Below are 22,570 nucleotides of genomic sequence, written 5' to 3'. Positions count from 1 at the left end.
CGAACGACGGCCGATCGGGCCCGCTCAGATCGCCAGCAGCCGCCCCGCCGCCGCCGCGTCCATCTCGGCCGTGCGCCCCGCGGCGACGGCGTTGCCCGCTTCCAGGACGACGTAGTCGTCGGCCATCCGCAGCGCCATCTCGACGTACTGCTCGGCCAGCAGCAGCCCGATCCCGTCGCGGTCGCGGAGGGCCAGGATCGCCTCCTCGATCTCGGCCACGATCGACGGCTGGATGCCCTCGGTCGGCTCGTCGAGCAGCAGCAGCCGCGGCTTCGTCAGCAGCGCGCGGGCGATCGCGAGCTGCTGCCGCTGGCCGCCGGAGAGGAAGGCGACGGGACGCCCGAGCAGCGGCCGCAGGCGCGGGAACAGGTCGAGCACCTCGTCGAGGTCGGTCCGCCGCGCGCCGCGGCGGGCCTCGAGCACGACCTGCAGGTTCTCCAGCACCGACATCCCGCCGAAGCCGGAGCGCTCCTGGGGCGCGTAGCCGAGCCCGGCGCGGACCCGCTCCCAGGGCGGCACGCCGGCCAGCTCGCGCCCGTCGAGGGTCACCGAGCCGGACCGCAGCGGCAGCACGCCCATGATCGCGTTCATCAGCGAGGTCTTGCCGGCGCCGTTGCGGCCGAGCACGCAGGTGCTCGAACCCTCCTCGAACGCCAGCGACACGTCGAACAGCACCTGGGTCCGCCCGTGGGCGACGTCCAGGCCGGTGGCCTCCAGCCTCATCGCTCCCGCTCCTCGCTCGTGGCCGCCCGCGCGTCGCGGACGGTCGTGTTGCGGTCGTCCCGCGCGCGGCCGATGTAGACCTCCTGGACGACCGGATCGGCCTGGACCTCGGCGACGGTCGCGTCGGCCCGCAGGACCTGGCCCTCGTGGAGCACCGTGACCCGGTCGGCGAACCGCCGCACGAAGTCCATGTCGTGCTCGACCACCACCACGGTGCAGTCGCGGGCGACGTAGCGGACCAGCTCGCCGGTGGTGGTCCGCTCGTCCGGGCTCATCCCGGCGACCGGCTCGTCGAGCAGCAGCAGCCGCGGCCGCTGGGTCAGCAGCATCCCGATCTCCAGCCACTGCTTCTGCCCGTGGGCGAGCGTGCCCGCCGGCCGGTCGGCGTACGGGGCCAGGCCGGTGACCTCCAGCGCCTCGGCGACCTCGGGGCGGATCCCGCGCCGCTGGCGCAGCAGCCCCCGCAACCGCGTCCGGAAGCTGGCGGCGATGTCCAGGTTCTCCTCGACCGAGAGCGCCTCGAAGACGGTCGCGGCCTGGAAGGAGCGGCCGACGCCGAGGTGCACGATCCGGTGCTCGCGGTGCCCGACCAGCTCGACGTCGTCGAAGCGGACGCTGCCGGCCGTCGGCCGCGTCAGCCCGGTGATGACGTCGACCAGGGTCGTCTTGCCCGCCCCGTTGGGGCCGATCAGGAAGTGGACCTCGCCCTTGCGAGCGTCGAAGTCGACGTCGGTCAGGGCCGCGAACCCGCCGAAGCTGACGCCGAGGCCCCGCACCTGCAGGATCGGCCACGGCATCGTCGGATCGCGGCGGCTGCTCGCCGCCACCGGCTCGACGGTCATCGCGCCGCCCCCTCGGTCGCCGCCACCGGCTCGGGCGCGGGCGTCGCCCGCGGCCGGCCGCGCCGCTCGCGCAGCCAGTCGAGCGCGCCGGCCAGGCCGCGGGGAGCGAACGCCACCACCAGCACGAACAGCGCCCCCTGGAGGTACAGCCAGCCCGTCGGCACGGCCTCGGAGAACTCGGTCTTCGCCCAGTTGACGAGGACGGCCCCGGCGATCGCCCCGACCAGCGACAGCCGGCCGCCGACCGCGACCCAGATCAGCATCTCGATCGAGGGCACGACGCCGAGCGAGGTCGGCGAGATGATCCCGACCACCGGGACGAACAGCGCCCCGGCGATCCCGGCGAACCCGGCCGCGACCGTGAACGCCACGACCTTGACGGTCGTCGGCGAGTAGCCCAGGAAGCGGACCCGGTCCTCGCCGTCGCGGACCGCCACCAGCAGCCGGCCGTAGCGGCTGCGGACCAGCTGCCGGCCGAGCAGGAAGACCGCCCCCAGGATCACGACGATCAGCAGGTAGAGCGTCCGCTTGTCGCCCGGATCGGCCAGGTCGAGACCGAAGAAGGTCATCACCGTCAGGCCGTTGGTGCCGCCGGTGACGTTCTGCTGGCCGACGAGGAGGATCACGAACGCCGCCGCCAGCGCCTGGGTCAGGATCGCGAAGTACGGCCCCCGGACCCGGCTGCGGAAGACCAGCAGCCCGAGCAGCGCCGCCACCGCCATCGGCAGCAGGACGACCATCGCCAGCGCGAAGACCGGCGAGCGGAACGGCTCCCACAGGCCCGGCAGCTGGGTCGCCCCGGTCAGGCTCATGAACATCGGCTGCTGCCCGGCGGGCGTCTCGGCCAGCTGCAGGTGCATCGCCATCGCGTAGCCGCCGAGGCCGAAGAACAGCCCCTGCCCGAGCACCAGCATCCCGCCGCGGCCCCAGGCCAGGGCGATGCCGACCGCGACGATCGCGAAGACCAGGTACTTGGCCAGCAGGTCGAGGCGGAACGCCGACAGCGACGCCGGCGCGACGACGATCAGCAGCAGCGCGACGAGCACGAACCCGACCCGCGCCGCGGCCTCGGAGCGCTCCCCGACCAGCAGCCGGCCGATCCGCGCCGCGCGCGTCGGCTGCCCCGCGGCGCTCACGCCAGCCCCCGGGTCTGCTGGGCGACGAGCCCCTGCGGTCGGACCTGGAGGAAGGCCACGATCAGGACGAAGACGATCACCTTGGCCAGGCTCGCCTGGGTCCAGTACTCGATCAGCGCGTTGGCCAGGCCGAGCACGATCGCCGCGATCACCGCGCCCCGCAGCTTGCCGAGCCCGCCGGCGATCACGACCAGGAAGGCGTCGACGATGTAGCTCTGGCCGAGCGTCGGCCCGACCGAGCCGAGCTGGGTGATCGCGACCCCGGCGACGCCGGCCAGGCCGGAGCCGAGGAAGAACGTGCGCCGGTCGACACCGACGGTGCCGATCCCCGAGGCGGCGGCCAGCTGGCGGTTCTGCATCACGGCCCGCATCCGCCGGCCCTGCTTCATCCGGCTGACCACGAACCACGCGCCGGCGGTCGCCACCAGCGCCAGGACCATGATGAAGATCCGGTTGTAGGCCAGGCCGACGCCGAGCACCTCGGTGCCGCCGTCGAGCCAGCCGGGGCTCTTGACCTCGACGTTCTGGGCGCCGAACAGGTCGCGCGCCAGCTGCTGGAGGATCAGGGCCACGCCCCAGGTGACCAGCAGGGTGTCGAGCGGCCGGTCGTAGAGCCGCCGGATCAGCAGCATCTCGAGCGCCAGGCCTAGCAGCCCGGCGACGACCAGCGCGACCGGCAGCGAGAGCAGGAAGGCGGTCGAGACCGCGCCGTCGCCGAGCGCCTGCTGGACGACGTAGGTCGTGTAGGCGCCGGCCATGATGAACTCGCCGTGGGCCATGTTGATGACCCCCATCTGACCGAAGGTGAAGGTCAGGCCGAGCGCGACGAGCAGCAGGATCGAGCCGATGCTCAGCCCGACGAAGATCTGGGAGAGGAGCTGTTCCACGGGTGGACCTCGCGAGGGACGCCGGCCCGGGGAGCGCGCGCGGGCGCTCCCCGGACGGGACTGTGCGGACCTAGAGCCCCTTGGCCCAGGGGTAGGTCTTCAGGAACGGGTCGGGCTTGATCGGCCCGTCCGACTCCCAGACCGTCTTGATCAGCCCGTCGGGCTGGATCACCCCGATCCGGGCGGTCTTGTGGATGTGCTGGTTCTCGCCGTCGATCGTGACCTTGCCCTCGGGCGCCTCCAGCGTCAGGCCCTTCGACGCCGCCTTGACCTTCTCGACGTCGGTCGACCCGGCCTTCTCGACCGCGGCCGCCCACAGCTTGACCCCGACGTAGGCCGCCTCGATCGGGTCGTCGGTGACCCGCTTGGCGCCGTACTTGCGCTTGTACGCGGCGACGAACTTCTCGTTGGCCGCCCCCGGGGTGGTCTGGTAGTAGTTCCACGCCACGATCTGGCCCTCGACCTTGGCGGCGCCGATCCCGCGGACCTCGTCCTCGGCGATCGAGACCGAGACCACCGGCAGCTTCGAGGACGGCAGGCCCGCGCCCTCGAGCTGCTTGAAGAAGGCGACGTTCGAGTCGCCGTTGAGGGTGTTGAAGACCGCGTCCGGCTGGGCCGCCTTGACCTTGTTGACGATCGTCGAGAACTCGGTCGAGCCGAGCGGCGCGTACTCCTCGCCGAGGATCTTCACGCCGTTGGCCGCCGCCCAGGCCTTGATCTCCTTGTTGGCGGTCCGCGGGAAGACGTAGTCCGAGCCGACCAGGTAGAGCGACTTGGCCTTCTTCTCCGTCTTCAGGTACTCCAGCGCCGGGATGATCTGCTGGTTGGTGGTGGCGCCGGTGTAGAAGATGTAGGGCGACGCCTCGAGGCCCTCGTACTGGACCGGGTAGTAGAGCAGCGCCTTGTTGCGCTCGAAGACCGGCAGCATCGCCTTCCGCGAGGCCGAGGTCCAGCCGCCGAAGGTCGCGGCCACCTCGTCCTGGCTGATCAGCTTCTGGGCCTTCTCGGCGAAGGTCGGCCAGTCCGAGGCGCCGTCCTCGACGACCGGCTCGAGCTTCTTGCCGAGCACGCCGCCGGCGGCGTTGAGCTCGTCGATCGCCAGCAGCTCGGCGTCCTTCACCGAGACCTCGGAGATCGCCATCGTGCCGCTCAGCGAGTGGAGGATGCCGACCTTGATCGTGCCGCCGCCCCCGTCGGCGCTCGCCTCGCTGCCGCCGTCGTCGCCGCCGCACGCGGCCAGCGCCATCGTGGCCGCGCAGAGCAGCGCGACGAGGATCCATGTTCGGGTTGCCTGCCTGAGTCGTGGCTCCACGACCTGTCCCTTCGCTGGGGTTCCGTACCGCGAGGGAGCATGCGGTCGCGGCGGCGGCGCGAAGGTGGCCGGATGGCGCAGGCCGGACGCGCGCCGGCGCCGCCGCGCGGTGGCTCACCTCACCCGTCGCGGTGCTAGCGGACCACGGGGGTGAGCGATGGCGGCCGCGGCTCACCCCGCCGCGCGGCGGCCTCACCCGGGGTCGGTCGCGGCCTCACCCCGGCCCGACCCGGGGTGAGCGGAGCGGTTAGCCGGCCGCGCGCCAGCTGACCGGCGGCGGCTCGCGCACCGGCAGCACGGTCAGGCTGCCGTCCTGCTCCAGCAGCAGGACCTGGCCGCCGCCGGAGCCGAACGCGTAGCGCCCGGCGGCCCGGACCGCGTCGCTCTTGCGGACGTGGCGCGAACTGGGGTGGGCGGCGCCCTGCCGCTGCACCTCCCAGTATCCGTAGTCGTCGAACCGCACTCCGAAGTCAGCCACCGAAGGTCCCCGAACGTCGTTCGCTGGCGCGGACGCTCTCATGCCCGCCGGACGGTTCCGCCGGAGGGCCCGCTACAGGGCCAGCAGCTGCGCCTCGCGGGCGGCCGTCATCGGCGCCGGCCGCTGCTCCGCCCGCCAGTCCCCCAGCTCGGCCTCGCCGCCGTCGCGCAGCCAGCGGTGGACGTCCGCCACGGTCTCGGCCAGCGGCCGGCAGCGGAGCCCCGCCGCCTGCGCGCGGGCGGTGCCGATCCGCCAGGTGCCGGCGGCCGACTCCGGCATCCACAGCGGCAGCTCCGTCCACGGCGCGACGCCGGCGGCCCGCAGCGCCGGCTCCGGGATCCAGTGCGGCTCGGCGTCGGCACCGGTGGCCGCGACGATCTGGTCGAGCAGGCCGCCGAAGGTCGTCGCGCCGCTCGGCCCGGTGCCGTTGAAGGCGCCGGCGGTCCGCCGCTCGGCCAGGTCGAGCAGCCAGCCGGCGAGGTCGCGCGCGTCGATCAGCTGCAGCGGCCGCGCGGGATCGCCGGGAGCCGGGAAGCGCCCGCCGGCCGCCACCCGCCGGACCCACCACGGCAGCCGAAAGACGTTGTCGTGGGGCCCGACCAGCAGGCCGGCGCGGACGAGCGCCACGCGCCCGGGCAGCGCCGCCCGCAGCACCCGCTCGCTGGCCGCCTTCTGCGGGCCGTAGCCGGGCTCGTCGCCGGGCCAGGTCGGGCTGTCCTCGTCGACCGGCTCGTCGGGCCAGCGCGGGTAGGCGTTGGCCGTCGAGACGAACACGTAGTGCCCGACGTCGAGCCGCGCCGCCGCCCGCGCGTGGTCGCTGACGTAGCAGGAGGTATCGATCACGGCGTCCCACGAGCGGCCGGCGAGCGGCGCCAGGTCGGCCCGGTCGCCGCGGACGTGCTCGGCCTCGGGGAAGAGGTCGGCGCCGTGCAGGCCGCGGGTGAAGAGCGTCGGCTCGTGCCCGCGGGCCAGCGCCGCCTCCGTCACGTGGCGGCCCAGGAAGACGGTGCCGCCGAGGATCAGGATCCGCATGACGCGCAACCTATCAGTTGCGCTTTGGCGCGTGGCGGGGGTCAGTAGGCGCGGCTGCTGGCGCGATCGGCGGCCCGGTAGCGGCGGCCGAAGTCGCGTCCCGGGCAGTCGCCGCGCGGGTCGCTGCGGCGGAAGGGCAGGCGCAGGATCACCTGCGCCTGGTTGTTGTCTTCGTTCGACTCGAGGATCGCGTTGCCGGGATCGGCGATGTGGACGTAGGCGAAGCAGCCGCGCAGGCCGCTGACGTCGATCCACTGCTCGGGATAGGCCGGCGGGTAGACGTCCGACCAGCCCGGCGAGGTGCCCAGCGTCGCCCGCCGGCGGTCGCGGTCGGTGCTGCAGGCGGGGTAGACGGCCCGCCGCGGCGAGCGCGGCAGCCGCCCCTCGGTCCGCTCCAGGTCGCGCAGGCAGTAGGCGACCTTCGGCCCCACCCGGACCCGCTGCTGGCGCTCGCCGGCGGCGTCGAGCGTCCACAGCTCGAAGCGGGCCGCGTCGTGGAACTTCCACCAGCGGCGGTCGAGGTGGGCCTTCTTGAACTGCAGCCGGCCGCCGCTGTCGAGCTTCAGGTGCCCGCCGCCGACCCGGTCGATGTACTGGCGGGCCTGCATCCAGCCGCCGCTGGTGCGGCGACCGCGCAGCTCGGCCGGACCGGCGCCGACGCTGTCGATCGAGTTGCCGGCCCGCAGCAGCGTCCGCCCCGGCCGCGCCTTGCGGTCGACCCGGATCCCGAACGGCCGGCTCATCATCAGGTCGGGGCAGCGCAGCGTCGCGGCCTCCGGCCCCAGGCAGGGGTTGGCCGGCGCGCTCGCCGCCACCGGCGCCCGCGGCGACGACTCGCCGGCGACGATCGCCACCCCGGCCACGGCCGGCACCACGGTGGCGACCAGCGCCACGCCGACGATCCGCTTCCCCCTGACCCCGACCACGGCGGCCCACCCTACCGACCGATGAGTTCCGGCCCCTCGTCCGGTCCTTCTCCCCACACGACCCGGGAGGACGAGATGCTGCTGCAGGACCCCGACACCACCACCACCGCGGAACCGGCCGGCGCGCTCGGCTCGTGGCTGCCCGAGCCGGGCCAGCGCGCCGGGCGCTTCGAGGGCGAGGAGCTCGGCTCGGCCGTCTCCTGCTTCGTGGTCGACACGCCGCCCGGCGAGGGACCGGCGCTGCACCTCCACCCCTACTCGGAGACCTTCGTCGTCGAGGGCGGGCGGGCCCGCTTCGAGCTCGACGGCCTGCGGATCGACGCGGTCCCGGGCGACGTCGTGGTGGTCGCGCCGGAGACGCCCCACCGCTTCACCTCGATCGGCGCCGGCCACCTGCGGATGGTCTGCATCCACGTCGCTCCGCGGATGGCGACCACCTGGCTCTGACTCAGGTCGCCGGCGCGGCCACCCCGTCGGTCGCGCGCCGCAGCGCCGCGACCAGCTCGCGCAGCCGCGCGGGCGTGGCGTCGGGCGCGGCCGCCGCCCGCTGCAGGGCCTGCGCGGCCTCGCCGACCGCGTGCGACCCGACCATCCGGCTGGCGCCGAGCAGCTGGTGGGCGACCACCCGCAGGACCTCCCGCTCGTCCCGCTCCAGCGCGTCCTCGAGGCGGGCCAGGTCGTCGCGCAGCGCGGTCCGGAAGGTCGCGATCAGCGACCGCTCGAACTCCCGGTCGCCGCCGGTCACCTCGTCGAGGACCCCGCGATCGAAGGCCGGCTCGTCCCAGGCCACGTGCGGCAGCCAGCGGCGGAGCGTGCCCGCGAGCACCGCCATCGGCGCCGGCTTCGTCACCAGGTCGTCCATCCCCGCCGCCCGGCAGCGCTGCTCCTCGCCGTCGATCGCGCTCGCGGTCAGGGCCACCACCGGCACCCGCGGGCGGCCGGCGATCGCCCGTTCCTCGGCCCGCCAGCGGCGGACCAGCTCGTAGCCGTCGAGGTCCGGCAGCTGGACGTCGCTGAAGACCAGTCCGTAGGCCGTCCGGCGCAGCCGCTCCAGCGCCGCCGACGCGTCCCCCGCGACGTCGGTCGCGACCCCGATCGCCTCCAGCTGCCGGCGGAGCACGGCCCGGTTGACCGGGTGGTCCTCGACCAGCAGCACCAGGCTGCCCTCGGCCACGGCGGCGGCGCGCGACGGCCGCCGCCGGCGCAGGGTCACCGCGCCGTCCGCCAGCCGCTGCCGCTCGGCCTCGTCCGACACCGGCAGCGCCAGCCGCACCCGCATCGTGGTGCCGGCGCCGACGGCGCTCTCCATCGCCAGCGTGCCGCCCATCGCCTCGGTCAGCTGGCGGGCGATCACCAGCCCCAGCCCGGTCCCGTCGTTGCGGGCGCGGGCCTGCGCGAACGGCGCGAACAGCCGCCGCTGGTCCTCGGGTGAGACGCCGATGCCCGTGTCGCGGACCTCGAACAGCAGCGCCTGCCGCCCGTCCTCGGCCGCCGCGGCCTCGGCCCGCAGCTCGACCGCGCCGCCGGGCGTGTACTTGATCGCGTTGCCGATCAGGTTGCCGAGCACCTGGCGCAGGCGATCGGCGTCGACCACGTGCACCGGCTCCAGCGGCCCGCCGACGCCGCTGGTCAGCCGCACGCCCTTCGCCGCCGCGTTGTGGCGGTACTGCGCCGCCAGCTCGGTCACCAGCCGCCCGATCGCCGTCGGCCGCGGGACCAGGTCCAGGTGACCGGACTCGATCTTGGAGAAGTCGAGCACGTCGCCGATCACCGCCAGCAGCGCCGAGGCCGAGCGCAGCGCGACCTCGACCAGCTCGCGCTGGCGCGCGTCGAGGTCGTCGAGGGCCAGCACCTCGAGCGTGCCGGTCACCGCCACCAGCGGCGTCCGCAGCTCGTGGCTGACCATCGCCAGGAAGGCCGACTTCGCCCGATCGGCCGACTCCGCCTCCTCCCGCGCGCGCAGCAGGTCGGCCTCCAGGCTCTTCTGGTCGCTGACGTCGCCGACGTAGCCGTAGAGGTCGCCCGAGCCGTCGGGGGCGGCGCGCGCCACCGCCTGGGCCCGCATCCACTTGACCGTCCCGTCCTCGGCGAGGATCCGGTACTCGTGCCGCCACGACCCGCTGGCGCGGACGGCGGCGACCATGGAGTCGAGCCAGGCCCCGCGGTCCGCCGGCAGCACCGCCTGGGCCACCGCCGGGAACTCGACGCCCTCGTTCGCGTCCGCGCCGTGGATGCTCGCGTCGCGGCTGGCGAAGCGCACCGAGAGGCCGCCGTCGACGTCGACGTGGAACTGGAAGACCGCGCCGGGCACGCGGTCGGCGATCGTCCGCAGCCGCCGCTGGGCGTCGGTCGCCTCGCGCTCGGCCCGGACCCGGGCCGCGAGGTCGCGCTGGACGGCGTCGGCCATCTCGTTGAAGTCGCAGGCCAGCTGCCGCAGCTCGCGCACGCCGTCCGGGCTGGCCCGCTGGCTCCAGTCGCCGCGCGTGATCGCGCGGGTCGCCGCGGCGAGCCGTTGGAGCGGCCGCACGACCGTGCGGGCGGCCAGCGCGAGCGCGGCGCCGACCGCGAGCACGAACAGCACCAGGATCGTCGTCTGGGCGGCCAGCAGGCGGTCGGTGCGCGCCTGCAGCTGGTCGGCGCGGCGGGCGGTGCGGCGGTCGACCAAGCCGGTGAAGCGCTCGATCGCCGCCATGATCCGGTCCTTCTTGCGGTGGTAGTCGAGGTCGACCAGGCGCGCGTACTGGCGGGCCGTGTCGCGCTGGTAGTTCGCGTCGATCCCGGCCGCGATCCGTGGCGCGACCCGCCGCATCACCGCCACCTCGGTCACCGCCAGGTCGTCGGAGTGGCGCAGCGACGCGGCCAGCGCCCGGAACTCGGCCGGCGCGAAGTGGGCGCGGCGCATCAGGTCGGGCAGCGAGGCGGGCGGGCCGGTCCGGACGCCGACCAGCCCGCGGGCGAGCACCCGGTCCCAGAACGAGCTGTCGTAGTCGAGCGGCCGCGGGGCCCGCCCGCCGCGGATCGCCAGGATCCGGTCGTAGTAGTCGCGGTAGCGGTGCTCGCCGGTGGCCACGTAGAGCCGGACCATCCGCGTCAGGTCGTTCGACGTCTGCCGCATCTGGTCGGCCAGCCGGAACGAGGTGACCCGCGCCTGCTCCGCCGTGCTGCGCTCGTCGGCCGTGCGCTGCTGCAGCGCCGTCACGAACAGCAGCGCGACGGCCAGCAGCACCACCGCCGCCAGCAGCGCCCCGAGCGCCTGGCGGATCGACGGTGGCTGCCGGACGCGCCGGTCGCCGCGGCGGCGGGCGCCGGTCACTGGAGCACGGCCAGCAGCCGGCGGGCGGTCAGCGGCTTGGTGATCGTCCCCCGCAGCCGGACCCCGGCGGCGCGCGCGGCCTGCTCGGCCGCCGCCAGCCGCGAGCCCTCCAGGCCGCTGACGATCACCACCTCGGCGTCGACCCCGCGCGCCGCCAGCTCGCGCAGGAACGCGACGCCGTCGATGCCGGGCATGTCCAGGTCGCAGAGCACCACGTCGGGCACCGCCCCGCCGGCGACCACGGCCAGCGCCCCGGCCCCGTCGGCGGCCTCCAGCAGCGCGCTGGCCCCGAGGTTGGCCAGGATCTGGAGCATCGTCCGGCGCTGGAAGTCGTGGTCCTCCACCACCAGCACCGTCGCCGCCGCCAGCCGCGGACCGGGCGCGGCCGGCGGCGCCGCGGGACGGTTGGCGCGCAGGCTCATCGCGTGCGCTCCTCGACCGGCAGCGTCGCCACCGACGCCGACGCCCGGACGCCCCCGAGCAGCCCCAGCTCGCGTCCGCGCCGGACCGCGTCCTGGCGCGACGCGACGCCGAGCTTGGCGTACAGCGACCGGGTGTGGGTCTTGACCGTGTTGCGCGAGACGAGCAGCCCGTCGGCGACGTCGCGCAGGCTCCCGGTGCCCGAGAGCGCCCGCAGCACGTCGAGCTCGCGCCCGGAGAGCGCGGCCGGATCGGGCGGCCCGTGCTCGCGGCGGGCCGCCCGCTGCCCCTCCCGGACCGCGGCCAGGTCGGCGGGCAGCGTGCCCGCGTCGATCGCGTCGCGGAGCCGCTCCTCGCCGGCGCGGACGCTGCGCAGCGCGCCGTCGCGGTCGCCGTCCGCGGCCTGCGCGCGGGCCAGCTCCAGCAGCAGCGCCGGCACCATCAGCGAGGAGTCCCGCCAGCCCGCCGTGCGCTCCAGCGCCGCCCGGCAGGCCCCGATCGCCGCCCGCGGACGGCCGCCGCTCCGCTCCAGCCGCGCCCGCGCGCAGACCACCGGCAGGCCGTGCGGCGCGCCCGGCAGCGGTCCGGCCTGGCGGGCGTCCTCGGCCGCCACCACCAGCCCCTCGGCCCCGTCGACGTCCCCCTGGTCGAGCGCCAGCAGGGCCAGGACCGCGCGCCCCACGGCCCCGGCCAGCGGCAGCCCGACCGCCGGCGGGTGCTCGGCCGCCAGCGCCCGCTCGGCCCAGCGCGCCGCCCGTTCGCGCTCGCCCCGCAGCAGCGCGTGCCAGGCCCCGAGCGCCTCGATCGCCGCCCGCGCCGGGGCGGCGGGCGGCAGCTGCTCGAGCGCGCGGCGGGCCGCGTCCACGGCCGTCCCGAGGTCGTCGAAGCAGGCCATCGCCGCCAGCGCGCCGGTCGCCAGGGCGTACGACGCGGTGCCGTCGGGCATCGGACCCGCCCAGCCGGTCGCCGCGCCCGTGGCGATCCAGGCGTCGCGGCCGTGGCGGTCCCCGTCGACCGCGGCGGCCAGCGCGCTGACGTAGGCGAGCCGGGCGTCGGCGCGCACGACCGCGGCCGGGAACCGCCCCAGCCATCCGCGCGCCCGGTCGCCGAGGGCCCCGAACCCGACCATCCGCAGGCCGTGGCGGGCGAGCAGCTCGGCCGCCGCGTCCCACGCGCGGGCGGCCAGGTAGTGCTCCAGCGCCTCGTAGAGCTCGCTCTCGCCGCCCTCGCTCTCCAGCCAGGCGCCGGCCCGGACGTGCAGCTCGCGGGCGCGCGCGGCGTCCTCCTCCTCGAGCCGCTGCCGCAGCACGTCCCGCAGCAGGTGATGGCAGCGGAACCAGGTCCGCGCGCCGTCGAGCGGCGTCAGCAGCAGCGAGGTCCGGGTCAGCTCGCGGAACGCGGCCCGCGCCTCGTCCTCGTCGCCCCCGAGCACGTGCACGGAGAGGTCGGCCGTGAAGCGGTCCAGCAGCGCCGTCTCGCGGATGAACCGGCGGTGGGCGGTCGGCCACGCGGCCAGCACCTCGTCGGCCAGGCCGCCCAGCAGCTCCTCGTCGCGACCGTCGAGCCGCGCCAGCAGCTGCGCCAGCGGCTCCCCCAGGCGCAGGCGCAGCGCGGCCAGGTAGAGCGCCGCCGGCCAGCCCTCGACCCGCTCGTCGAGGGCGGCGATCGCCGCGTCGTCGAGCCGCAGCGCGAGGCCGTCGCGCAGGAACCGCCCGCACTCCTCGGGGTCGAAGCGCAGCTCGTCGCTGCCGACGTCGAGCAGCTCGCCCCGGATCCGCTGGCGCCCGAGGGCCGCCAGCTCGGGGCCCCGGCGCGTGCCCATCGCGACGGCGTGGTGCGCGGGCAGCCGCCCCAGGACCCAGTCGAGGCTGGCCCGGGTCCGCTCGTCGTCGAGCACCAGGTGCAGGTCGTCGAGCACCAGCGTCAGCGGCTCCTCGGTCGCGTCGAGCACGTCGAGCAGCGCCACCAGCACGTCGTCGCGGAGGTCGGCGACCGGGGCCGCCGACGCCTCGAGCGCCGGATCGAGCGCCTCGCCGAGCAGCGGCTGGAGCGCGGCCAGCACCGCCGACCAGAGCCGCCCGCCGCGGTCGTCGGCGTCCAGCGACACCCACGCCACCCGTGGGCGGCCGGCGGCCCACTGGCCCAGCAGCGTGCTCTTGCCGAACCCGGGCGGCGCGCTGACCAGCAGCGTGCGCGCCCCGCCGCGGGCGATCCGCTCGAGCAGCCGCGCCCGCCGGACGTGCTCGGGACGCCCCGGCGGGTGATGGAACTTCGTCCGCGGGAAGGCCGCGCCGCGGACCCGCGACGGCGCACCGCTGGTGGGCGGGGATGCCACGGCTCCCCATCCCACTACGGACGGCGCGGCGTGCGGGCCCGCGACCGTCCAAGCTCGCGGGCCCGCGTCTGTACGCGGTGGCGTCCGCGACCCTCGCGGGCTCGACTACGATCGGCCGGCCGCGGGGTTCCCCGAGCCGCCCGCGGCCCGACCGCCGATGCGCCTGACCCCCCGCGAGCAGGAGAAGCTGCTGATCCACGTCGCCGCCGACGTCGCCCGCCGGCGCCGCGAGCGCGGGCTGCGCCTGAACCACCCGGAGGCGGTGGCGCTGATCACCGCCGAGCTGCTGGAGGGCGCCCGCGACGGCCGCACGGTCAGCGAGCTGATGGCGCTCGGCAAGCAGGTGCTGCGCGCCGAGGACGTGATGGAGGGCGTGCCGGAGATGATCCGGCAGGTCCAGGTCGAGGCCACCTTCCCGGACGGGACGAAGCTCGTCACCGTCCACGACCCGATCGTCTGAGCCTGAGTCGGGCCCGCGCCGACCGGGCGGCGCGGCGGGATCGCCGCCGCGCCGCCGGCCGGTCGCCCGCTCAGCCGCCGGCCAGCTTGGCCGCCGAGGGGACCTCCTCCTTGACGTCCAGGCCCTGGCCGCGCGCGGCCGACATCAGGCCGTCGAGCGGGTTGCCGCCGCCGACCAGCTTGCTGATCGCGCCCGCGTCGCCGCCGCCGAGCGCGCCCTTGAGGGCGGTGATCGCCGCGGTCGCGCTGGCGATGCTCGGCAGCAGCTTGCGCAGCTTCGGATCCTGGTCGGCCTCCTCCTTGGCCTTCTGCAGCATCCGCAGGGTGAAGCCGCCGGCCAGGACCGCCTTGGCGATCGTGCGCTTGCGCTTCTGGGCGCCCTTGGCGAAGCCGCCCTCGCGCGCGGGATCGACGATCCAGCGCTTGGTCGCGCCGGCGGCGAGACCCAGGCGGGTGACGATCTCGACCTTCGAGGCCTTCTCGTCGTTGCCGCAGGCCGCGAGCGTGGGGACGGCAACGAGCGCCAGCAGCAGGACGACGATCGTCGCCAGCCGCAGGCGCGGTGGGTGCAGGGTGCGGGCCATCGGGGTGGTCCTCCGGGGGGGGTCGGGTGGATCCGCCGGGCGAGCGCGCGGCGGGGCCGGCGGAGGCTACTCGTACGTCGTATACCGCGCCAGTGGGATCGTCACAGGGCTCGACTCGAGGTCGAGACTGGACGCGATTCTTCGGCGCTTCCTCGCCGCCAGTGCCGCGTGTCGCGCGCCGGCCGCCTACGCTCCGGGGGTGATGCGTCGCGCCCTGCTCGCCCTCGTCGCCGTCCTCGTCTGCGGGACGGCGGCGTCCACCGCCGGAGCGGCGCCCCGCTCCGACCTGGCCCGGCTGGCCGCGATCGAGGCCGCCGGACCGCCCGGCGCGCTGACCGGCGGCGGCTCCGGCGAGGCCGCGGCGCGGCCGCGGATCGTCGGCGGCACCGCCCTCGGCAGCACCGCCCAGGCGCCGTTCTCGGTCGGGCTGGCGATCAAGATGGGCGACGGCGGGGCGACCTGTACCGGCAGCGTGCTCGACGCCACCCACGTCCTCACCGCCGCCCACTGCGTGACCGAGAACGGGTCGACCGTCCCGGCGCAGAACGTCTTCGTCTACGCGGGCTCGTCCGACCTGACGACCAAGCCCGGCGTCGACGCCGCGGCCCGCCACCAGGCCCAGCTGGTCCGGGTCCACCCCCGCTACAGCTCGAACGCGATCCCCGACGACGTCGCGGTCGTGACCCTGAAGGTGCCGCTGAACCTGGGCACCCCGCTGGTCCAGCCGGCCCCGCTGCTGGCCACCGGCAGCTACGTGGTCGGCGGCACCCCGCTGACGATCACCGGCTACGGCATCAGCTCGGCGACGGCCGACGACTGGGGCACGCTGCGCCAGGTCCAGACCCAGGTGGTCACCGCCGGCCTCTGCGGGACCGACGCGCCGGCGGCCGTCCTCTGCACCGTCCGCACCGGCCACGCCGCCTGCTCGGGCGACAGCGGCGGCTCGGGCTCGATCACCGGCGGGATCGCGGGCGTCACCGACATCGCCGAGCGCGACTGCGCGCGCGGGATGAACCTCTTCGCCAACGTCGCGGCGCCCGAGATCCGGACCTTCATCGACGCGGCCGTCGCCGAGCGCAACGTGACGGCGGCCGAGATCCCCGTCTCGCCCCGCGGCGGGCGTTCGATCCGGCTCCGCGGCACGTTCCGCGTCGGGCGCACGCTGACCTGCAGCGCGGGCTCGTGGACGGGCAAGCCGAAGCTGCGCTACCGGCTGATCCTGATCAAGGGCAGCCGCTCGAAGACCGGCAAGCTCTCGAAGAGCCGCCGCTTCAAGCTCCGCTCCAGCTACCGCGGCTGGCAGGCGGGCTGCGCGGTCCAGGCCAGCAACGCCGGCGGCACCGGGGTCTCGCTGACCGCGACGGTCCGCACGATCCGCTCGCGCTGACCGGCGCGCCGCGCCGCCACGAAGTTGGCGCAGGATCCGGCCGATGTTGGATCGGTCGGATCCTTGATCCGTCACGCCCGCCCCGGGAACATCTCCATCCATGGATGACCCGGACCTGAACGACATCGACCGCCGGATGGCCAACACGCTCGAGGAGCTGCGGATCCTGCGGGTGGCCGGCGAGGCCCAGCACCAGATCGAGCTGCAGCAGCTGGAGGAGATCCGCGCCCAGAACGCGATCCAGGCCGAGGAGACGCGGGCCCTGCGGCGCGTCAGCGAGGAGCGGTTCGCCGAGCAGGTCAAGGAGCTGCGGGCGCTGCGGCAGAGCAGCGACCTGCAGCTCGAGGAGCTGCGGGGAGTGCGGCGCGCCAGCGATCGCCACACCGAGGTGCTGCAGCAGCTGGTGGAGCGCTTCGACCGCCGCGACGCCGCCTGAGCCGACCGACCGACCGGCCCAGGCCGACCGCCCCTGCCGCGCCGACGCGACCGACCCGCCACCAGGGCGCACCGCCGGGCCTCCGGTTCCGCCCCGCGGAGGGGAACGGCGCCGCCCGGCCCGACTAGCGTCGAGGACGCCGATGACCGCTCCCGTTCCCTCCCCCGCGCTCGTCCCCGGCGAGCTGCTGCCCGCCGACGGCGACGTGCCGCTGCGTCCCGCCGCGCCGCGGACCGCGCTGCGGGTCACCAGCACGGCCGACCGGCCGATCCAGGTCGGCAGCCACTTCCACTTCCTCGAGGTCAACCGCGCGCTGCGCTTCGACCGTGCCGCCGCCTACGGGATGCGGCTGGCGATCCCGGCCGGCACCGCCGTCCGCTTCGAGCCGGGCGAGGTGCGCGAGGTCGAGCTGGTGCCGCTGGGCGGGGCGCGGGTGGTGCGCGGCTTCCACGGCCTCGTCGACGGGCCGCTCGACGACGACGCGGTCCGCGCGCGGGTGCTGGCCGCGATCCGCGACCGCGGGTTCCTCGACCGAGCGGCCGAGGTCGACGCCGAGGCCGAGGCGGCGGACGGCGACGGCCGATGAGCGCCCTCCCTCGCGCCCGCTACGGGCGGATGTACGGCCCCACCACCGGCGACCGGGTGCGGCTGGCCGACACCGTCCTGACCGTGCGGGTCGAGCGCGACCTGACCGTCGCCGGCGAGGAGGCGGTCTTCGGCGGCGGCAAGACCCTCCGCGAGGGGATGGGCCAGGCGACCGCCACCAACGCCGAGGGCGCGGTCGACACGGTCGTCACGGGCGCCCTGATCCTCGACCACTGGGGCGTGGTCAAGGCCGACGTCGGGATCGTCGGCGGCCGGATCGCCGCGATCGGCAAGGCCGGCAACCCCGACACGATGGACGGGGTCACGATCGTCGTCGGCGCCGGCACCGAGGTGATCGCCGGCGAGGGGCGGATCCTGACCGCGGGCGGGATCGACAGCCACGTCCACCTGATCTGCCCCCAGCAGGCGACGGCGGCGGTGGCCTCGGGGATCACCACGATGCTGGGCGGCGGCACCGGGCCGGCGGCCGGCACCAAGGCGACCACCTGCACCCCCGGCCCGTGGCACCTGCACCGGATGCTGCAGGCGATCGAGGGGCTGCCGGTCAACGTCGGCCTGCTCGGCAAGGGCAACGTGGCCGTCCCCGACCCGCTCCGCGAGCAGGTCCGCGCCGGGGCCTGCGCGCTGAAGCTGCACGAGGACTGGGGCAGCACCCCGGCTGCGATCTCGAACTGCCTCGACGTCGCCGACGAGCTGGACGTCCAGGTGGCGATCCACACCGACACGCTCAACGAGGCCGGGTTCCTGGAGGACACCGTCGCGGCGATCGGCGGCCGCGCGATCCACACCTTCCACACCGAGGGCGCCGGCGGCGGCCACGCGCCCGACATCGTCGCGATCGCCGGCGAGCCGAACGTGCTGCCCTCGTCGACCAACCCGACCCGGCCCTACACGCGCAACACGCTCGAGGAGCACCTCGACATGCTGATGGTCTGCCACCACCTCAGCCGCGAGATCCCCGAGGACGTCGCCTTCGCCGAGTCGCGGATCCGGGGCGAGACGATCGGGGCCGAGGACGTCCTCCACGACCTCGGCGTGCTCTCGATGATCTCCTCCGACTCGCAGGCGATGGGCCGCGTCGGCGAGGTCTGGACCCGCACCTGGCAGACGGCCCACAAGATGCGCGTCCAGCGCGGCCCGCTGCCCGGCGACGGCCCCGACGAGGCGGGCCGCGACCGCGGCGACAACGCCCGCGTCAAGCGCTACGTCGCCAAGGTCACGCTGAACCCCGCGATCACCCACGGGATCGCGCACGAGGTCGGCTCGGTCGAGGTCGGCAAGCTCGCCGACCTCGTCCTCTGGGAGCCGGCCTTCTTCGGCGTCGTGCCCGAGCTGGTGCTCAAGGGCGGGATGATCGGCTGGGCCCAGATGGGCGACCCGAACGCGTCGATCCCGACCCCCGAGCCGGTGCTGCTGCGGCCGATGTTCGGGGCGATCGGCGGCGGGCCGGCCGCGACCGCGCTGACCTTCGTCTCGCAGGCCGCGCTCGACGACGACCTGCCGGCGCGGCTGGGCCTGGGCCGCCGCTGCGTCGCCGTCCGCGGCACCCGCACGGTCGCCAAGCGCGACATGGTCCACAACGACGCGACGCCGCGGATCGCCGTCGACCCCGAGACCTACGTCGTGACCGTCGACGGCGTGCGCGCCGCCTCGGAGCCGGTCGACGAGCTGCCGATGGCGCAGCGCTACTCGCTCTTCTGAGGCCTCCGGCGCCGTCCCACGGAGCGAGCCCGTCCGGACCCGTCTCTACCGTCCGGCGGGTGAGTTGGCACGCGGGCAGATTGGCGGCGTTCGACCTCGAGACCACCGGGATCGAGCTCGAGCACGACCGCATCGTCACCGCCGCGGTCAGCATCGTGGGCGGCGGCCTGCCGAGCGAGAGCCACGACTGGCTGGTCGATCCGGAGATCGAGATCCCGGCCGAGGCGACCGCCGTCCACGGCATCAGCACCGAGCACGCCCGCACCCACGGCCGCGACGCCCGCGAGGCGATCGAGGAGATCGTCGCGCTGCTGGCCGCCCACGTCCGCGACGGGGTGCCGATCGTCGCCTTCAACGCCCGCTTCGACCTGACGATCCTCGACCGCGAGGCGCGCCGCCACGAGCTGCGGCCGCTGGTCGACCGGATCGGCGGCGCCGAGGCGCTGCTGGTGGTCGACCCGCTGGTGATCGACAAGGCGGCCGACCGCTACCGGCCGGGCAAGCGGACCCTGACCGCCGTCTCCGAGCACTACCGGGTGCGGCTCGACAGCGCCCACGCCGCCGACGCCGACGCGATCGCCGCCGCCCGCGTCGCCTGGCGGCTGGGCCAGCGGTTTCCGCAGCTGCGCGACGCCACCCTGGCCGACCTCCACCGCTGGCAGGTGGTCTGGGCCGACCGCCAGGCGCGCTCGCTGGAGGAGTACTTCCGCTCGCAGGGCCGGCCCGAGCACGTCGAGCCGGCCTGGCCGATCGTGCCGCTGCCGCTGCCGGTCGCGCCGCTGGCCGTCGCCGCCTGAGCCGTCCCGCCGCCGCTCAGACCGCAGCCACGTACCAGAGGCCGAAAGCGAGGGCGAACCCGCTGGCGGCGACCGCGAACAGGTCGCCGGCCAGCCGCGTGCGCGAGATCCGCGCTCCCAGCCAGCCCCACGCCGCCGAGCAGGCCGCCATCGAGACGACGCTCATCGGGGCGAAGACCAGCAGCGCCAGGTAGGCGGTCCCGGTCGACGGCAGCGTCGCGAGCACCAGCAGCACGATCGCCCCGGTCCCGGCCAGCCCGTGGAGGACCCCGATCGCGAACGCCGCCGCCGGCGTCCGGGCCGTCGCCGCGGCCGCCGCCGCGCCGTCGCGCGGCGTCCGCCCGCGCCACCAGCGCCACGCCGCCCGCAGCGCCAGGGCGACGATCAGGACCCCGACCAGCCGCTCGGCCCAGGCCTGGAGCGGAGCGGGAAGCCGATCGTCGAGCGCGATCAGCGGGACCCCGACCGCGACCATCGTCGCCGCGTGGCCGACGCCCCACCAGGCCCCCAGCCGCGCCGCCCCGCGGACCGGCGCGCCGGCGGTCCCCTGGAGGGTCGCGATCGCCATCAGGTGGTCCGGGTCGGAGGCGTGCCGGAGGCCCAGCAGCAGCGCCGCCAGCAGCGCCACGGCCAGCGGCGCCCCGGCGGCCCACGCCTCGAGCCGCCCGTCGAGCCACTCCAGCGGCGAGAACATCCAGTCGAAGCTCACCGCGCCAACCTATCCGCCGGCCGCCGCCGGACCGCGCGCACGACGGCGCAGCGGCCGCGTCCCGGCTTGTCCGCCTGGACAGGCCCGGGCGCCCGGCGGCGGGCGATGATGCGGTCCCGGCGGCGCGTCCCGGCGCGCCGTCGGGCTCGACCGATGCCGACCCTCCTGCGCCTGCTCCAGCTCGCCGACTCGGCGTTCCCGACCGGGGCGTTCGCCCATTCGCTCGGCCTCGAGGGCGTCCACGCGGCGGGCGAGCTGCGCGACGAGGCCGACCTCGAGCGGCTGCTGCGGCGCCAGCTCGACGGCCTCGCCACCAGCGACCTGCCCGTCGCCCTCGCCGCCCACCGCCTCGCCGCGCCCGCCGCGACGAACCGGACGCTCAGCGACCGGAAGCTGACGGCGGGCGCGGCCGCGGCGCCGCTCGAGCTCCTGATCGACCTCGACCACGAGCTGGACGCGACCCGCGCCACCCGCGAGACGCGGCAGGCGTCGCGCGCGACCGGCGAGCGGTTCCTGCTGGCCGCCGCCGCGCTGCTCGACGATCCGCCGCTGCGGGCCCTGCGCGCGGCCGTCGACGACCGCGCGACGCCCGGGACGCTGCCGGTGGCGTGGGCGCTCGCCGCGCGGGCGGTCGGCGCCGACGCCGCGCCGGCCGCCGAGGCCCTGGCCTTCTCGGCGCTGGCGGCGCTGGCGGAGGCCGGCCAGCGGCTGGTGCCGCTCGGCGGCGTCGCGACCCAGCGCGCGCTGTGGGCGGCGGCCGCGGCGATCCCGGCGGCGGTCGCCGCGGCCGCCGCCCACGACCCCCGCGAGCCCTGCTCGTTCGTGCCCGAGCTGGACGTCCGCTCGGCCGAGCACGAGCGCCAGCGGGTCCGCCTCTTCATCTCCTGACCGCGACCGGAGCCCCCGCATGCACGATCCCAGCGCCATCCACCTGCCGCCGTACCCCGTCCGCCGCAACGGCACGACGATCCGGATCGGGGTCGGCGGACCGGTCGGCTCGGGCAAGACGGCGCTGGTCGCCGAGCTCTGCCGGCGGCTGGCCGACCGCTTCCCGATCGCCGTCGTCACCAACGACATCTACACCCGCGAGGACGCCGAGGCGCTGCTGCGGGCCGACGTGCTGCCGGCCGAGCGGATCGTCGGGGTCGAGACCGGCGGCTGCCCGCACACGGCGATCCGCGACGACATCTCGATGAACGCGCGGGCGATCGAGGAGCTGGAGGAGCGCTTCCCCGACCTGCGGCTGGTGCTGGTGGAGAGCGGCGGCGACAACCTGGCGGCGAACTTCAGCCCCGAGCTGGTCGACTGCGCGATCTACGTGATCGACGTCGCCGGAGGCGACGACGTGCCGCGCAAGGGCGGCCCCGGGCTGACCCGCTCCGAGCTGCTGGTGATCAACAAGGTCGACCTGGCCCCGCTGGTCGGCAGCGACGTGGCGATGATGGTCCGCGACGCCGACGCCCTCCGCGCCGGCGCGCCGACCGTGGCCGTCTCGGTGATGCACGGCGACGGCTTCGACGACGTGGTCGGCTGGGTCGCCGACGCGGTCGAGCAACGGCGCTGGACGGCCGCCACCTCGGACGCCCGACCCGATCCCCACGACCACCGGCACGACCATTCCGCGTGACGCGGCGGCAGCCGCCCCCGACGTCCACCGCCGCGGTCGCCTGGAGGTCCGCCTGGCCGCGCGTCGCGGTCGCACGGCGATCGTCGCCGAGCGGGTCGCCTTCCCGGCCGGCAGCGTCCGCCTGACCGAGGGCGACGGGCTCCGCGAGCTGCTGGTGACGAACCCCTCGGGCGGGCTGCTGGGCGGCGACCGCCTGGAGACCGCGATCGAGGCCGGCCCCGGGACGGCGGTCTCGATCGCGACCCAGGGGGCGACCCGGGTCTACCGCGCCGGCGACGGCCCGCCGACGGTGCTGACGACGACGGTCGCGGTCGGCGCCGCGGCGCGGGTGGAGTGGATCCCCCACCACCTGATGCCGTACGCGGGCGCCGCCGTCCACCAGCGAACGAGGGTCGACGTCGCGGCGAGCGGCGCGCTGCTGGCCTGGGAGGTGCTCTGCGCCGGCCGCTCCGCCCACGGCGAGCGGTTCGCCTGGCGCGCGCTCGACACGCGGCTGCGGGTCGTCCGCGACGGCCGTCCGCTGCTGACCGACGGGGCCGTCCTGGCGGCCGGTGGCGAGCCCTTCGACGGCGCCGACCTGGCCGCGACCGTGGTGGTGGTGCTGCCACGAACGGCGAACGGCGGCGCGGCCCTGGCGATCCGTGACGACCCCGCCGCCGCCCTCGCCGACGACCTCCACCGGACGCTCGCCGGTCGCCGCGGCCTGCTGGCCGGCGCCTCCGCTCCCGCGCCCGGGCTGGTGGTGGCGCGGCTGCTGGCGCGGGACGCCCCGGCGCTCTACGCCGGCCTCCACGCGCTGCGCCAGCCGGCCCGGGCCGCGCTCGGCCTGCCGCCGGCCGAGCGGCCGGTCGCCTGAGCGG

General features: G+C 75.9%; 23 protein-coding genes. 10 read left to right on the top strand and 13 right to left on the bottom strand.

Annotated features, from left to right (window positions below):
• Positions 1-24: 24 nt before the first annotated feature.
• The 8 genes from SH587_RS10720 to SH587_RS10685 all read right to left on the bottom strand — a co-directional run bounded on the left by SH587_RS10720 (position 25) and on the right by SH587_RS10685 (position 7,336).
• Positions 25-723: an ATP-binding cassette domain-containing protein gene (locus SH587_RS10720; protein WP_320670601.1), complete on the bottom strand. Its 699-nt coding sequence runs from the start codon at positions 721-723 to the stop codon at positions 25-27.
• On the bottom strand, positions 720-1,565 hold the full coding sequence (gene urtD / locus SH587_RS10715; RefSeq protein WP_320670600.1) for an urea ABC transporter ATP-binding protein UrtD: 846 nt from the start codon (positions 1,563-1,565) through the stop codon (positions 720-722). The genes SH587_RS10720 and urtD overlap by 4 nt, the downstream gene beginning before the upstream one ends.
• A complete protein-coding gene (urtC, locus tag SH587_RS10710) occupies positions 1,562-2,701 on the bottom strand; it encodes an urea ABC transporter permease subunit UrtC (RefSeq protein ID WP_320670599.1) in 1,140 nt (379 codons plus the stop codon). The genes urtD and urtC overlap by 4 nt, the downstream gene beginning before the upstream one ends.
• Complete coding sequence (gene urtB, locus SH587_RS10705) at positions 2,698-3,588, bottom strand: urea ABC transporter permease subunit UrtB (protein ID WP_320670598.1); 891 nt, start codon at positions 3,586-3,588, stop codon at positions 2,698-2,700. Before urtB ends, urtC begins: the two co-directional genes overlap by 4 nt.
• 70 nt (positions 3,589-3,658) lie before the next feature.
• Positions 3,659-4,834: an urea ABC transporter substrate-binding protein gene (gene urtA, locus SH587_RS10700; RefSeq protein ID WP_320670597.1), complete on the bottom strand. Its 1,176-nt coding sequence runs from the start codon at positions 4,832-4,834 to the stop codon at positions 3,659-3,661.
• 313 nt (positions 4,835-5,147) lie between these two features.
• Positions 5,148-5,378: a DUF2188 domain-containing protein gene (locus SH587_RS10695; RefSeq protein ID WP_320670596.1), complete on the bottom strand. Its 231-nt coding sequence runs from the start codon at positions 5,376-5,378 to the stop codon at positions 5,148-5,150.
• Between the two features lie 72 nt (positions 5,379-5,450).
• Complete coding sequence (locus SH587_RS10690) at positions 5,451-6,410, bottom strand: NAD-dependent epimerase/dehydratase family protein (protein ID WP_320670595.1); 960 nt, start codon at positions 6,408-6,410, stop codon at positions 5,451-5,453.
• A 41-nt stretch (positions 6,411-6,451) separates the two neighbouring features.
• The gene (locus SH587_RS10685; protein ID WP_320670594.1) at positions 6,452-7,336 is read right to left on the bottom strand and encodes a lysyl oxidase family protein; all 885 of its coding nucleotides are present in this window, start codon (positions 7,334-7,336) and stop codon (positions 6,452-6,454) included.
• A gap of 75 nt (positions 7,337-7,411) precedes the next feature.
• Here SH587_RS10685 and SH587_RS10680 point away from each other — a divergent pair, with 75 nt between their 5' ends.
• Positions 7,412-7,783, top strand: coding sequence for a cupin domain-containing protein (locus SH587_RS10680; protein WP_320670593.1), 372 nt, complete (start codon positions 7,412-7,414; stop codon positions 7,781-7,783).
• Position 7,784: 1 nt separating this feature from the next.
• On the opposite strand, the gene SH587_RS10675 is transcribed toward SH587_RS10680, so the two are convergent.
• The 3 genes from SH587_RS10675 to SH587_RS10665 are packed head-to-tail and all read right to left on the bottom strand — an operon-like array spanning position 7,785 to position 13,404.
• A complete protein-coding gene (locus tag SH587_RS10675) occupies positions 7,785-10,649 on the bottom strand; it encodes a hybrid sensor histidine kinase/response regulator (protein WP_320670592.1) in 2,865 nt (954 codons plus the stop codon).
• Entirely contained in the window at positions 10,646-11,071 is a 426-nt protein-coding gene (locus tag SH587_RS10670) for a response regulator (RefSeq protein WP_320670591.1), read from the bottom strand. The genes SH587_RS10675 and SH587_RS10670 overlap by 4 nt, the downstream gene beginning before the upstream one ends.
• A complete protein-coding gene (locus SH587_RS10665) occupies positions 11,068-13,404 on the bottom strand; it encodes a winged helix-turn-helix domain-containing protein (RefSeq protein ID WP_320670590.1) in 2,337 nt (778 codons plus the stop codon). Before SH587_RS10665 ends, SH587_RS10670 begins: the two co-directional genes overlap by 4 nt.
• A gap of 157 nt (positions 13,405-13,561) precedes the next feature.
• Between SH587_RS10665 and SH587_RS10660 the strand changes: the two genes are divergently transcribed.
• Positions 13,562-13,864: an urease subunit gamma gene (locus SH587_RS10660; RefSeq protein WP_320670589.1), complete on the top strand. Its 303-nt coding sequence runs from the start codon at positions 13,562-13,564 to the stop codon at positions 13,862-13,864.
• A 70-nt stretch (positions 13,865-13,934) separates the two neighbouring features.
• Here SH587_RS10660 and SH587_RS10655 read toward each other — a convergent pair whose 3' ends face one another.
• A complete protein-coding gene (locus tag SH587_RS10655; RefSeq protein ID WP_320670588.1) occupies positions 13,935-14,447 on the bottom strand; it encodes a hypothetical protein in 513 nt (170 codons plus the stop codon).
• A gap of 202 nt (positions 14,448-14,649) precedes the next feature.
• Between SH587_RS10655 and SH587_RS10650 the strand changes: the two genes are divergently transcribed.
• The 5 genes from SH587_RS10650 to SH587_RS10630 all read left to right on the top strand — a co-directional run bounded on the left by SH587_RS10650 (position 14,650) and on the right by SH587_RS10630 (position 19,374).
• The gene (locus tag SH587_RS10650) at positions 14,650-15,834 is read left to right on the top strand and encodes a S1 family peptidase (protein ID WP_320670587.1); all 1,185 of its coding nucleotides are present in this window, start codon (positions 14,650-14,652) and stop codon (positions 15,832-15,834) included.
• A gap of 100 nt (positions 15,835-15,934) precedes the next feature.
• Positions 15,935-16,270 carry a hypothetical protein gene (locus SH587_RS10645; RefSeq protein ID WP_320670586.1) on the top strand — a complete coding sequence of 112 codons (336 nt, stop codon included), beginning with the start codon at positions 15,935-15,937 and terminating at the stop codon, positions 16,268-16,270.
• 142 nt (positions 16,271-16,412) lie between these two features.
• Positions 16,413-16,856 (top strand): urease subunit beta, encoded by a 444-nt coding sequence (locus SH587_RS10640; RefSeq protein ID WP_320670585.1) that lies wholly within the window; start codon positions 16,413-16,415, stop codon positions 16,854-16,856.
• Positions 16,853-18,577 carry an urease subunit alpha gene (locus SH587_RS10635; protein WP_320670584.1) on the top strand — a complete coding sequence of 575 codons (1,725 nt, stop codon included), beginning with the start codon at positions 16,853-16,855 and terminating at the stop codon, positions 18,575-18,577. The genes SH587_RS10640 and SH587_RS10635 overlap by 4 nt, the downstream gene beginning before the upstream one ends.
• Positions 18,578-18,636: 59 nt before the next feature.
• The gene (locus SH587_RS10630; protein ID WP_320670583.1) at positions 18,637-19,374 is read left to right on the top strand and encodes an exonuclease domain-containing protein; all 738 of its coding nucleotides are present in this window, start codon (positions 18,637-18,639) and stop codon (positions 19,372-19,374) included.
• A 16-nt stretch (positions 19,375-19,390) separates the two neighbouring features.
• Here SH587_RS10630 and SH587_RS10625 read toward each other — a convergent pair whose 3' ends face one another.
• Entirely contained in the window at positions 19,391-20,083 is a 693-nt protein-coding gene (locus tag SH587_RS10625) for a hypothetical protein (RefSeq protein ID WP_320670582.1), read from the bottom strand.
• A 153-nt stretch (positions 20,084-20,236) separates the two neighbouring features.
• Here SH587_RS10625 and SH587_RS10620 point away from each other — a divergent pair, with 153 nt between their 5' ends.
• From SH587_RS10620 to SH587_RS10610, 3 genes are read left to right on the top strand one after another with little or no spacing between them, the layout of a single operon-like run.
• On the top strand, positions 20,237-20,971 hold the full coding sequence (locus SH587_RS10620) for an urease accessory protein UreF (protein WP_320670581.1): 735 nt from the start codon (positions 20,237-20,239) through the stop codon (positions 20,969-20,971).
• A gap of 19 nt (positions 20,972-20,990) precedes the next feature.
• On the top strand, positions 20,991-21,710 hold the full coding sequence (ureG, locus tag SH587_RS10615) for an urease accessory protein UreG (protein ID WP_320670580.1): 720 nt from the start codon (positions 20,991-20,993) through the stop codon (positions 21,708-21,710).
• A complete protein-coding gene (locus tag SH587_RS10610) occupies positions 21,676-22,566 on the top strand; it encodes an urease accessory protein UreD (protein ID WP_511042164.1) in 891 nt (296 codons plus the stop codon). Before ureG ends, SH587_RS10610 begins: the two co-directional genes overlap by 35 nt.
• Positions 22,567-22,570 lie beyond the last annotated feature (4 nt).

The organism is Patulibacter defluvii, assembly GCF_034096925.1.
GTDB lineage: Bacteria > Actinomycetota > Thermoleophilia > Solirubrobacterales > Solirubrobacteraceae > Patulibacter > Patulibacter defluvii.
This window is presented reverse-complemented; position numbering and strand designations above follow the sequence as displayed.

What these genes read in the sequence shown, in the direction of transcription:
- SH587_RS10650 (WP_320670587.1), top strand. Translation starts at nt 14,650, where the DNA reads ATGCGTCGCGCCCTGCTCGCCCTCGTCGCCGTCCTCGTCTGCGGGACG.
- SH587_RS10680 (WP_320670593.1), top strand. Translation starts at nt 7,412, where the DNA reads ATGCTGCTGCAGGACCCCGACACCACCACCACCGCGGAACCGGCCGGC.
- urtD (WP_320670600.1), bottom strand. Translation starts at nt 1,565, where the DNA reads ATGACCGTCGAGCCGGTGGCGGCGAGCAGCCGCCGCGATCCGACGATG.
- urtA (WP_320670597.1), bottom strand. Translation starts at nt 4,834, where the DNA reads ATGGCGCTGGCCGCGTGCGGCGGCGACGACGGCGGCAGCGAGGCGAGC.
- SH587_RS10645 (WP_320670586.1), top strand. Translation starts at nt 15,935, where the DNA reads ATGGATGACCCGGACCTGAACGACATCGACCGCCGGATGGCCAACACG.
- SH587_RS10640 (WP_320670585.1), top strand. Translation starts at nt 16,413, where the DNA reads ATGACCGCTCCCGTTCCCTCCCCCGCGCTCGTCCCCGGCGAGCTGCTG.
- SH587_RS10620 (WP_320670581.1), top strand. Translation starts at nt 20,237, where the DNA reads ATGCCGACCCTCCTGCGCCTGCTCCAGCTCGCCGACTCGGCGTTCCCG.
- SH587_RS10690 (WP_320670595.1), bottom strand. Translation starts at nt 6,410, where the DNA reads ATGCGGATCCTGATCCTCGGCGGCACCGTCTTCCTGGGCCGCCACGTG.
- SH587_RS10655 (WP_320670588.1), bottom strand. Translation starts at nt 14,447, where the DNA reads ATGGCCCGCACCCTGCACCCACCGCGCCTGCGGCTGGCGACGATCGTC.
- SH587_RS10670 (WP_320670591.1), bottom strand. Translation starts at nt 11,071, where the DNA reads ATGAGCCTGCGCGCCAACCGTCCCGCGGCGCCGCCGGCCGCGCCCGGT.
- SH587_RS10635 (WP_320670584.1), top strand. Translation starts at nt 16,853, where the DNA reads ATGAGCGCCCTCCCTCGCGCCCGCTACGGGCGGATGTACGGCCCCACC.
- ureG (WP_320670580.1), top strand. Translation starts at nt 20,991, where the DNA reads ATGCACGATCCCAGCGCCATCCACCTGCCGCCGTACCCCGTCCGCCGC.
- SH587_RS10660 (WP_320670589.1), top strand. Translation starts at nt 13,562, where the DNA reads ATGCGCCTGACCCCCCGCGAGCAGGAGAAGCTGCTGATCCACGTCGCC.
- SH587_RS10720 (WP_320670601.1), bottom strand. Translation starts at nt 723, where the DNA reads ATGAGGCTGGAGGCCACCGGCCTGGACGTCGCCCACGGGCGGACCCAG.